The sequence below is a fragment of the Anaerolineae bacterium genome (genome assembly GCA_013178015.1).
In the GTDB taxonomy this organism is placed as follows: domain Bacteria; phylum Chloroflexota; class Anaerolineae; order DRVO01; family DRVO01; genus Ch71.
This window is the reverse complement of record JABLXR010000083.1, coordinates 1-10,200: the sequence shown is the minus strand read 5'-3', so window position 1 is coordinate 10,200 and position 10,200 is coordinate 1. Positions and strand designations below refer to the sequence as shown.

General features: G+C 66.0%; 8 protein-coding genes. 6 read left to right on the top strand and 2 right to left on the bottom strand.

Annotated features, from left to right (window positions below; genetic code table 11):
* The coding region (locus HPY83_19135) for an AAA family ATPase (GenBank protein ID NPV10066.1) at positions 1-3,532 on the bottom strand (3,532 nt) is incomplete at its 3' end.
* Between the two features lie 375 nt (positions 3,533-3,907).
* Between HPY83_19135 and HPY83_19130 the strand changes: the two genes are divergently transcribed.
* From HPY83_19130 to HPY83_19105, 6 genes are all read left to right on the top strand, one after another.
* Entirely contained in the window at positions 3,908-5,074 is a 1,167-nt protein-coding gene (locus HPY83_19130) for a beta-lactamase family protein (GenBank protein NPV10065.1), read from the top strand.
* A 988-nt stretch (positions 5,075-6,062) separates the two neighbouring features.
* Entirely contained in the window at positions 6,063-7,190 is a 1,128-nt protein-coding gene (locus tag HPY83_19125; protein ID NPV10064.1) for a 4Fe-4S binding protein, read from the top strand.
* 181 nt (positions 7,191-7,371) lie between these two features.
* Positions 7,372-7,716: a nuclear transport factor 2 family protein gene (locus HPY83_19120; GenBank protein ID NPV10063.1), complete on the top strand. Its 345-nt coding sequence runs from the start codon at positions 7,372-7,374 to the stop codon at positions 7,714-7,716.
* A 112-nt stretch (positions 7,717-7,828) separates the two neighbouring features.
* Positions 7,829-8,467 carry a hypothetical protein gene (locus HPY83_19115; GenBank protein ID NPV10062.1) on the top strand — a complete coding sequence of 213 codons (639 nt, stop codon included), beginning with the start codon at positions 7,829-7,831 and terminating at the stop codon, positions 8,465-8,467.
* A gap of 41 nt (positions 8,468-8,508) precedes the next feature.
* The gene (locus HPY83_19110) at positions 8,509-9,567 is read left to right on the top strand and encodes a hypothetical protein (protein ID NPV10061.1); all 1,059 of its coding nucleotides are present in this window, start codon (positions 8,509-8,511) and stop codon (positions 9,565-9,567) included.
* Positions 9,568-9,619: 52 nt separating this feature from the next.
* On the top strand, positions 9,620-9,961 hold the full coding sequence (locus HPY83_19105; GenBank protein ID NPV10060.1) for a hypothetical protein: 342 nt from the start codon (positions 9,620-9,622) through the stop codon (positions 9,959-9,961).
* Positions 9,962-10,051: 90 nt separating this feature from the next.
* Here the strand turns inward: HPY83_19105 and HPY83_19100 are convergent.
* On the bottom strand, positions 10,052-10,200 hold a 149-nt coding region (locus HPY83_19100), incomplete at its 5' end, for a hypothetical protein (GenBank protein ID NPV10059.1).

Genomic DNA, 10,200 nt, shown 5'->3' with positions numbered 1-10,200 from the left:
ATGCCTCGAAGCCTTCGGTGAACCAGTCGTACACGCCGGCGAGGAGGTCGTGGGCCTCCTTGCGCTTACCCTGATCGCGCCAGAGGCGGGCCAGGGCAGTGGCGGCCTGTAGCTCGAAGAGCTTGGCTTCCTGGTGCTGAGCGATCTCGATGGCGCTGCGGTAGCGGGCCTCGGCCAGGTACTCGTCGTCACGCCAGGCGCGTTGGCGGTGCAGGTCGCCCATGACCTGGTGCAGCTGTGAGTCCGCCGCGCGCCCAGCGGTGGACCGCGCCACCCGCAGCCCCAAGGCGGCTGCCTTCAGCCCCGCGTCCGGCCTCCCTGCCCGCAGGTAGCCTAGCCCCAGCCAGTAGAGCATCGCGGGGATGCCGTTTAGGCAGTGTTCGGCCAGACGGGCTTCCACGGAGGCCCGTATCAGCTTCGCGCCCTCGTCTGCTTGACCCATGTCGACCAGGATGCACCCCCGGCAGTAGTGGGCATAGGTGCCCCAGTAGCTCCAGCCGCCGCCAGCGTCCCGCTCTAGTGCTTCCAGTGCCGATAGCCACCGGGCCAGCGAGGTGGCATCCCTAGAAGTGAGATGAAGGCACCCGGCTACGTAGTTGCGCGCCATGGTCAGAACGGCTTCGTGCCCGGACTCCTCGGCCATGGCCAGGCATTCCTGGCACTGGTGGCGCGCCTGATCGGGATAGCCCAAGATGTACAAGATGGTGCTTAGATCAAACCAGATGAAGGGGAAACGGGCCATGTCCATGTACTCGCCGCGGTGAGTTGATATGAATTCCACGGCTCGGGCCAGGTGGAAACGGGCTCGGTCAAACTGCCCGGTGGGGAACAGGATCCGGCCCATGAGCCGGTCTGCCCAGGCCAGGGTGTGCGGGTCCCCGGCGGCAAGCAGCTCGTCAAAATGCGCCGCCACCAGCTCCGCGTGCCGGTCATACTCCGCCCGGTCCTGGTGGAAGAAGATGAGCCGGGAGAGCACCTGTAGGAATCGCTCGGTGTCGCCGGCCTTCCGGCAGAGCGCCAGAGCTCGGTGGTAGAGCGGCAGCAGTTCGGGGGCGGCGCCACCTTTGATATGGTTGGCGACCGTGGTGAGTCCCAGTTGCAGATCCAGTTCCGCGCGCGGATCACGCTGCGTTTCCGGGAGGCTCCCCATCAGGTCAAGCCCGTGGCGGTAGTGGGCCTCCGCCTCCGTGAGGGCCGCCATCCATTGCGCCCTATCTGCCGCCTGAAGGCAGTGCCGCGCTGCCTTCAGAGCCAGCCCCGCCTCCTCATAGTGCCGGGCCAGCTGGAGCGCTATCTCTCCCGCCCTCTCTCCCCAGATAGCTTCCAGCGTTTGAGCGACGGCCTCATGCAGGTGTGCTCGCTCCACCTGGTCCAGACTCTGATAGAGGTAACGCTGGAAGAGATGGTGCCGGAAGCGGTAGTGGGATAGCCGCTGCCCGTCCAGCCGCTCCAAGCTCTGAGCCTCCACCAGTTGGTGCTGGCGCCCCAGCTCCTCACTCAGGCCGCCTACCACTCGCTCCGGCTCCACCCCCAATACCCGGGCGGTCACCTCGGCGGTGAAGCTCGCTCCTTGCACGCTGGCTACCCGGAGCATCGCTTGCATGGCTGGGGGCAACCTGCCGACTCGCTCGGCGATGATGGCCTCTACCCGAGCCGGCAGCTCCTCCCACCGCACCGGCTCCCTCGTCACCCAGCGTCCCTGCTCGTCACGCTCCAGGTCGCCGCGTTGGCGCATGCCGCGCAGCAGTTCCACAGTGAACAGGGGGTTGCCTCCGCCGCGCCCGTGGAGCGCCTCGCGGAAGTCGGCTCCCAGGACGTTGGGCTCCGAGTCCACCAGGGCCTCGACGAACCGACGGTCATCGGCCCGGTCCAAGTCCACTACGATGTCGCCGAAGCGACGCTGAAACTCGTGCAAGACTGGCTCTAGCGGATGGCGCTCCTCCGGGGCGGAATCGCCATGCGCACGGCTCAGTCCGTTGGCCGGCCCGAGGGACAGCTCGACCGACCGGTACACTCCCAGGATCAGGACGCGCTCGCCGGCCAGATGGCGGCCCAGGTGGAAGAGGAGGCTGATGGAGCCAGCGTCAGCCCAGTGTAGGTCCTCAAGGATCAGCAGCAGGGGCTGCCCCCTCGCTAGCTCCCGGAGCACCTCCGTGTACTGCTCGAACATTGCCACCTGCCCCTCGCCCCCATCGCCGGGGCGCTCCCGCCGTCTCTCCACGACGTCACGCACGCGCTGGGCCCAGGAGGCTTCGGGAGAGGCAGCGGCTTCGACTCGCGACAGCAACGCCTCGGCATCCACGAAAACCCCCACCAGGTCCGATCCAGCCTCGACGAGCGCCAGCGAGGTCTGAGGCAGCAAGGCCCACAGTCTGGCCACCTCCTCACGGCTGATAGCGCCCGCGGCCCAGCGGTGCGCCACGTCCCCACTCAACTGGGCCAGGATCTCGCGAAAAGCCAAGTACGGGTCACCGATGCCGGTGTAGGCGTTGCAGTGACCGGTCGCCGTAACGAGATCAGAGTGTGCATCGCGCGCTCGGCGTGCCACCTCCTGCACCAGAGCCGTCTTGCCGGAGCCTGCCTCTCCGGTGACGAAAGCGATACATGTCTGCCCGGCAAGCGCCCGATCCAGTCGGCTCAGCAACTGCGCCGCCTCGCGCTCCCGGGCGACGAACAGCGGTTGTCGGTAGCGTTCCTCCTGAGACAAGAAGGACGGCAGCTGCGTCGTCAGATCGTCGGCGGGCGCTGACTTGAGAGGGAACTGGTGCGTGCGGATGCGCTGGTAGAGGGCGGTAGTCCGAGCGTCCGGCTCGCTGCCAAGCTCGCCGAGCAGGAGGCGCCGACACATCTCGTAGTGCCTCAGGGCAGAGGAGCGTTGGCCCGCCAGGGCCAGCAAGCGCATCAGTTGACGGTGCCCTGCCTCTTCAAGCGGCTCCAGTTCCACCCAGCGCCGGGCGTATGCCAGCGCCTCCTGCCGGTCGGCACCCAACTCCCCCTGGGCCGCCAGCTCCCCCAGCGCAAGAACCGCCAGGCGCCGGTACCGCTCCCGCCGGACCACCACCCACTCCTCGAAGGCCTCGCTGTCCGGAAGGGAGAAACCCGACAGGAACTCGCCCGTATACAGGCTTGCGGCACGCGCCAGGCGCTCTTGGCATTCCAGGCACGGCCCATGGGCCTCGTGCGCATGTACCCGGCAGGTCTCGAGCAAAGCCTCAAGTTCCACCGCATCCACCCAGCACTCGTCACCCGGCCGCAACTCGATGGCCTCCCGGGTGACGACCAGCCAGGGAGTCGATCCACCAAGAACCTTCCGCAGAGCAAACAGCGCCTGACTGAGAGACTGGCGCGCACTCGTCTCAGGGTAGTCTGGCCACAGGAGCCCGGCCAGGGCCTCACGCCGGTGGGGGCAGTCATGTTCCACGGCCAGATAGGCGAATAGGGCGCGGACCTTGTCTGAGTAGAAGCTGGTGACTCGGTGCCCATCCACGGTGACTCGAAAGGCGCCTAGAAGCCTAGTAACCACACGTGCCATGGCGATCCCTCCCCGCGAGTCTGGGCGCCCGTGCCCGGGAGGAAAGTCAGGGGACAATGAAACGGTACAGTGATCTCGTAGCGGTATTAGCTCAATTGATGATCGCATCTTCCTAGACCGTAGTCAACCGCTCATGAGAGTCCAGTGAGGTTGCCATTAGACACGCCGGCCAGAATGGGGTCAGAAGGCACCAGTGAGGGTGACGGGGGCGCCAGCCGTGACAGCGGCATTTGGCCCTCCAGCTGGCTCCACCCGAAGACCGGCGCTGCCCGATTGCCTGGATCGGGTCGGTACACCGGCTTGCGCAGCAACCTGAGAGCGCGGCGGATGCGTGCCTCGCCGCTCGTTGGACTGCGCGCCGAGGGAGGTGACGAGGTGATTGGTCTCCGTCCGCGTTCGTTAGCGACCGTGTTGTTGATCGCCGGGGCAATGGCCGTGGTTCGGACAGAACTGCAGCGAACGGCCCAAGCCCGCCTGGTACTTACCCCCACCTCGACGATCGCCCCTCGCCCTACGAGGATGCTGCCAACCGAGGCGCTCCCGACGCCGACTGCACTACCCCCGACCACCACGGCCGAGATCGCGCGCGAGATAGACCTGCGCCTAGTCAAGTTACATGAGGGGGGCTGGTTCAGCGGCGTCGTCCTGGTGGCCCATGCCGGGGAGGTGGTTTTCACTGGGAGCTACGGCTTGGCCGACCGGGCACAGGGGCGGCCTCTGACGGATGACACCCGGTTCTACGTGGGCCAGTTGGCCGAGGAGTTCACCGCTGCAGCGGTCCTCATTCTGGAGCAGGAAGGGAAGCTGTGGGTACACGACCCGGTCTGCCGGTATCTAGCCTACTGCCCTGACGGATGGAAAGGGTATAGCATCCATCAACTGCTGGCCACTCCCCCCTCAGCCGAGCTGCCTCCGGAGTCGTCTCCTGGGTACGTAGCCTCCGACTGGGAGCGGGTGAGTGATAGACTGCCGAGCCGGCTAGAAAGCAACGGTGCCGCGTACCTCGCGGCCACCACAGTGATCGAGCAGGTGTCAGGTATGAGCTACTGCGAGTTCATCCAGGAACGCATCTTTAGCCCGCTCGGAATGGCTGACAGCGGCTGCAGCGACCCGGGTGAGCAGCTGGCGCAGGGGTACGCGGCCGCCTGGTACCCGGTCCTCAAGGCGTCCCAGCGCGTGCCGGCCGGCGCTGCCACCGGTGTCTACTCCACCGTGGGAGACGTTTGGCGCTGGGAGCAAGCGCTTCTGGGAGGCCGCCTTCTGGATCCGGTGACCTGTTCGCGCATGTTCACCATGCACACATCTCTGGACCTCCAGCCGAATAGCTACTGGGGGTATCCGTATCTAGGCTACAGCTACGGCTGGTTGGTCGGGATGGAACGGACCCACCGCCTGTTTCGAGCCGGAGGCCACATCACCGGCTACTCGGCCTTACACATTCGCTACGACCGGGACCAGCTTACCATAATCGTGTTGAGCAACCACGAGTACTCCTTCTCGCCCAAGGACGCAATCGCACCGCTGTTCTTTGGGACCGGATAGGGGCGATCGCGCTGTCGGAGCGGGTCCCCCACAGCCCAGTGAAGCGCCCTTGCAGACCCATTCTGGCCAGCGATGCTTCTCTCCTTCAGTCTAGTGCTCTGGTATCGGCTCATCTGCCCGTACCATCGCGGACGTATCGGGACGAGCGTGGGCCTGAGTGACTCCCGGGAGAGTGACAGGCGATCGGAGAGCAGCGCATGCAGCGCCACCCGGAAGGCCATTACCTGGCCTTGATGCTCCGGCTCTGGCAGGTGGAGACGGAGGGCCGACCGGCCTGGCGGGTATAGCTCGAGGACGTGCGCACCGGCAACTGCAGAGGCTTTGCCGATCTGGAGGCGCTCTTCGGCCACCTGAGGGACCGGACACAACGAGTCACCGAGGGGCCAACCGGATTCTGATGCGTGGCAGGGCCGCTCTCTAGCGGTGCCCTGGCGTCTTCGCAGCGTTTTCGCAGCGTTCTTGTGCCAAGATGCGTCCAGATCCGCTGGCGGCGGATGGCCCCAAGGGGCCACGACGCTGCCGCGGAGCCATGGCCAGACGTCCGGACGAGGGGCTGCCGGGATGGGCGTGAGGAGGACGGCGAGCGTCTCCTTAGGGTCCGTCCAGGGTGGGATCCACCAGGCCCCCACCCGCAAGCGGAGGTGCTGAGGCTGACTGCGTGCAGGCTGGGGCCGATACCACCAATAGGCTTGTGGCAGCAGGAGACTACACGCGCGTGCTGGTATTTGTTAGCGCCCGAGGCTACACTGTTTCCGGGCAGAGATAGGTGTCGCCAGCGCCCACGTCAGGGTTGGTGGCCCGCTCCATCAGCGGTCGGCCTGTCCCGGGGGGTCCAGAGGCGCAGCAAGGCTGTGAAGCCGCCTTCGTGCGAGTCGGACTCTACCGGGCAGGGTAGCTGTCGCTCCCTCCCTGGTAGGGCACTTCCGCCTGGTGCGACCACCCCCAGAGCCGGGACGCACCGGCGAGGTAGATGATAGGAGGTGCGGAGATGGCGACCGACGTATACGAGCGGCTGGCGCAGCACCTGGACAACCTGCCGGGAGGCTTCCCCAGCACCGAGAGCGGCGTCGAGCAGCGCATTCTGCGGCGCCTGTTCACCCCCGAAGAGGCCGAACTGGCCCTATCATTGACCCTGATCGGCGAGGAGCCCCGCGTGATCGCTCGCCGCGCCAGGATCACGCCCGAGGAGGCCGCTCAGCGCCTGGAGGCCATGGAGAAGAAGGGGCTCATCTACGCCGTCCACGCGCCGGGCAGACCTCCCCAGTACTCAGCGTCGCACTTCGCCGTCGGCATCTGGGAGTGGCAAGTGAACCGGTTGTCTCCCGAGCTGGTGCGGGACTTCGAGGAGTACCTGCCCACGCTGCTCGATCCGGTGGTCTGGAAGAAGGCGCCCCAGCTTCGCACCATCCCTATCGGCAAAGCCGTTGATGCCAGGATGGAGGTCCTTCCATACGAGAGAGCGGAGCAGCTAGTTCAGGCCTACGACGAATTCGCAGTAGCTCCCTGCATCTGCCGGCGCGAGATGCATCTCATCGGGGAGGGCTGCGATAACCCCCTGGAGACCTGTCTGTCCTTCGGGGCGGCCGCGGAGTCCTACCAGCGGAACGGACTTGGCCGCGCCATCAGTCGGGACGAGGCCCTGGAGACCCTCAAGCTGGCCGAGACGGCCGGGCTGGTGCTGTCGCCCGGCAATGCCAAGGACGCCCTCTTCATCTGCGCTTGCTGCGGGTGTTGCTGCGCCGTTCTCAGGAGCGTGAAGCGCTACGCCAAGCCAGCCGGCCTGATCTCCAGTGCCTTTCGGGCGCAAGTGGACCTCGACACCTGCCGCGGATGCGGGACCTGCGTGGACCGCTGCCACATGGAGGCTCTGACGCTGTCTGACGGCAAGGTCGCCCTTGACCTCGATCGCTGCATAGGGTGCGGCGTGTGCGTGACCACCTGTCCCACCGGGTCGCTCAGCCTGAGGCGCAAGCCGGAATCGGAACAGCCCCTCGTACCCAAGGACATTGTAGACACCTCGATCAAGCTCGGTCAGGCACGAGGCAAGCTGACCACACCCGGTCTGGTCCGGATGATGGTGAAGTCCAAGGTGGATCGGCTGCTGGCCGGCCGATAGGTTGGGCGATCGAGCCGCATCGAAGAGCCGGGACGCTGTCCACGGCTGGCTGTTCCTCCGGTGGATCACCACCTGGAGCAGCGGTGCCGCTGATACGGTGGGCGCGCGCACCGAGGACACCCGGCAGAACGCGCAGTACGCGCCGCGGCCGCGGACCTAGTGAACGAAGGAGGTCACACCAATGGCACGCTCGACCAAGGAAGTCTTCGACCATCACGTTGACGCCCTGATGCGCGGCGATCTGACCGCACTGATGACGGACTACGCTGACGATGGGGTACTGATGACAATGGATGCCGTGTACACGGGAAAGGAGGCCATCCGCAGCTTCTTCGTCGAGGCACTGGGCTCACTGCCCAACCTCAGGCTCACCGGTACCGGAGAGCACGTCAGCGGCGATGTGGTGATGTGCACGTACTGCGGCGACTGCGATGTGGCGACGGTACCGGCGGGGGTAGATACCTTCATCATCCGGGATGACAAGATCCGGCTGCAGACCGGCTGGTTCACGGTGGTGCCGAAGTAGGAGCGGCACCACCTCTGGCATAGAAGCTCAACCGGAGTCTCCGCGTCAGTCCCTGCCCGATACTCGGGTGCGGCGTTGGCTCTCGACCAACAAGCACTGAAGGAGGTGAGCCGTGAACCCAGTCATCGAGGCCATCAAGGGACGGCGGTCGGTGCGGTCCTTCCTGGACAAGCCGGTGCCGAGGGAGCTCATCGAGACCATCATAGACGCGGGCCGGTGGGCGCCGACGGGCGCCAACATGCAGTTGTGGCGGTTCGTGGTGGTGGAGGACGCGGCCTTCCGCGCAAGACTCCTCGACGCCGCCCGGCCCAACTACCGGCGCTTCGTGACCACCCACTGGGCCGCCTGCACCGACGAGTGGTTCCGCGAGCAGATTCGCCACCACGGAGAGCACAGCTTCGGCTGGCCGGTGCTGCAGTTCGACGAGGCGGTGGCGCGTTTCGCGGATCTGCCTGACGGAGTCTACTTCGGCGCCCCCGTGGTCATCTTCGTGATCGGCACCGTCGCGTCGTTCGGCACCCAGGCGGCGGACTGCTACATGGCCTGCCAGAACATGATGCTGGCGGCGCACTCCCTCGGCTTGGGAACCTGCATTGTGGGCTTCGGAGCCCACGTCACCAACGATCCTGGCATCGTTGAGGCGCTGGAACTGAAGGAGGGCGAGCGTATCTTCGGCCCCGTCGTGGTCGGTTACCCCCAGATCGTCCCGGAGGCGCCAGAGAAGAAGCTCCCGTTGGTCAAGTGGATCTAGAACGGTAGGCTGCCGACGGCAGCCCGCCATGGAGGCGAGTGATGGATACGGTGACACTTCCCAGGACCGGGCTGACTCTGTCTCCGCTGGGCATGGGCACGGTCCCAATGGTGTCGCGCGTCCCCACCGACGAGCGGGTAGGGGTCGTGCGGGCGGTGAGGGACCTGGGCATCAACTGGTTCGACACCGCCCGCGCCTACAACGACGCTGAGGACGTGCTGGGTGAGGCTTTCGCCGGCTCCAGGCACGAGGTAGTCATCATCACGAAGTCCGGCGCAAAGGAGCCGGAGAGGCTGCGCCTGAGCATCGAAGAGTCCCTGCGCCGGCTGCGCACGGACTACGTGGATGCCCTGTTCTTCCACGGCGGAGGAGCCATCGAGACAGAGTGCTTCCTTGGCCCGGGCGGGCTCTTGGAAGCGGCCGAGGATTGCCGGCGAGCGGGCAAGACCCGCTTCCTGGGCTTCTCGGCGCACAGCGTGGATCTGGCCGTCAGCGCCTTGGACATACCGTCGTTTGACTTCGCCATGGTGCCCGCCAACTTCATGAGCCCCCAGTACATCCAGGGCGCCTTCATGGAGAGGGCCCGCGAGCGAGGCGTGACCGTGTTGGCCATGAAGCCGTTCGGTGGGGGCCGCATCCGGAACCCGGGCCTCTGTCTGAAGTTCCTCAAGCGGTTCCCCGACGTTCTGCCGTGCGTCGGTATCGAAAAGCCGGCCGAGATGGCTGAGGACCTACGCCTCTGGGACGAAGCGGCAGGTCCCTTGACAGTCGCTGACCAAGCGGAGATGGAGCGCATCCACGCCGAGCTAGGGGACCGCTTCTGTCGGCAGTGCGGCTACTGCATGCCCTGCCCCGAGGGCGTGCCTATCATGTTCATGAACCTGATGGAAGCCTGGGTGAAGCAGCTCTCACTGAGTGATCTTGTGCACGTCGCCGGCGGCGCCGTTGAGGCGGCCAAGGGCTGCGTGGAGTGCCGCAAATGCGTGGAGAAGTGTCCCTATGACCTACCCATCCCGGAGATGCTGAAGGATAGCATCGCCCTCTATGAGCGCACCGTGGCCCTCGGAGCGGCAGACAGCCCCCGGGCGGCTGCCGGATAGTGGGGCACACGTCGCACTCGGGTAGTGTCTCAGCAGCAGCGGAGGTGCAGTGATGGCTGACAGACCGATCAGAGTGCTGTTCCAGTACACGCTGGGGCTGCCGTACGGGCAAGCCTCGGAGGAGGAGCGCAAGCAGGCCGCTGAGTCGGCGCTTGAGATGGCGCGCAAGTGGAAAGCCTCCGGCGTGACGTACGTCGGGTACTTCGGCTCACTGGCCGGCCCGGGAGCGCCGGAGTTCGCACACACCACCGTACTTGAGGTGAAGGACTTCGTCCAGGTCCAGGAGATGAGCGACGAGCTCTACCATTCGGAGTGGGGCAAGTACGTCGAGAAGTATCGCCTAGAGGTGGGATCGGGCTGGCCGGATCTGGATGCCTTCTGGAGATCGGCCTGACGAGAGCGGCAGCGCCGGGTGCCGACGGCGAGTGGGATAGGTCGCGGAGGCGTGCCTGATCCCGGCAGGCCAGGCACGCCTCCCGCACCGTCAGCTCAGCTCCTCCAGAAGCGCCCGCGCCTGCTTGAGGTCGTATGCCTCGAAGCCTTCGGTGAACCAGTCGTACACGCCGGCGAGGAGGTCGTGGGCCTCCTTGCGCTTACCCTGATCGCGCCAGAGGCGGGCCAGGGCAGTGGCGG

Coding starts and splice junctions, on each gene's coding strand:
- HPY83_19125 (NPV10064.1), top strand. CDS start 6,063: ATGGCGACCGACGTATACGAGCGGCTGGCGCAGCACCTGGACAACCTG.
- HPY83_19105 (NPV10060.1), top strand. CDS start 9,620: ATGGCTGACAGACCGATCAGAGTGCTGTTCCAGTACACGCTGGGGCTG.
- HPY83_19110 (NPV10061.1), top strand. CDS start 8,509: ATGGATACGGTGACACTTCCCAGGACCGGGCTGACTCTGTCTCCGCTG.
- HPY83_19120 (NPV10063.1), top strand. CDS start 7,372: ATGGCACGCTCGACCAAGGAAGTCTTCGACCATCACGTTGACGCCCTG.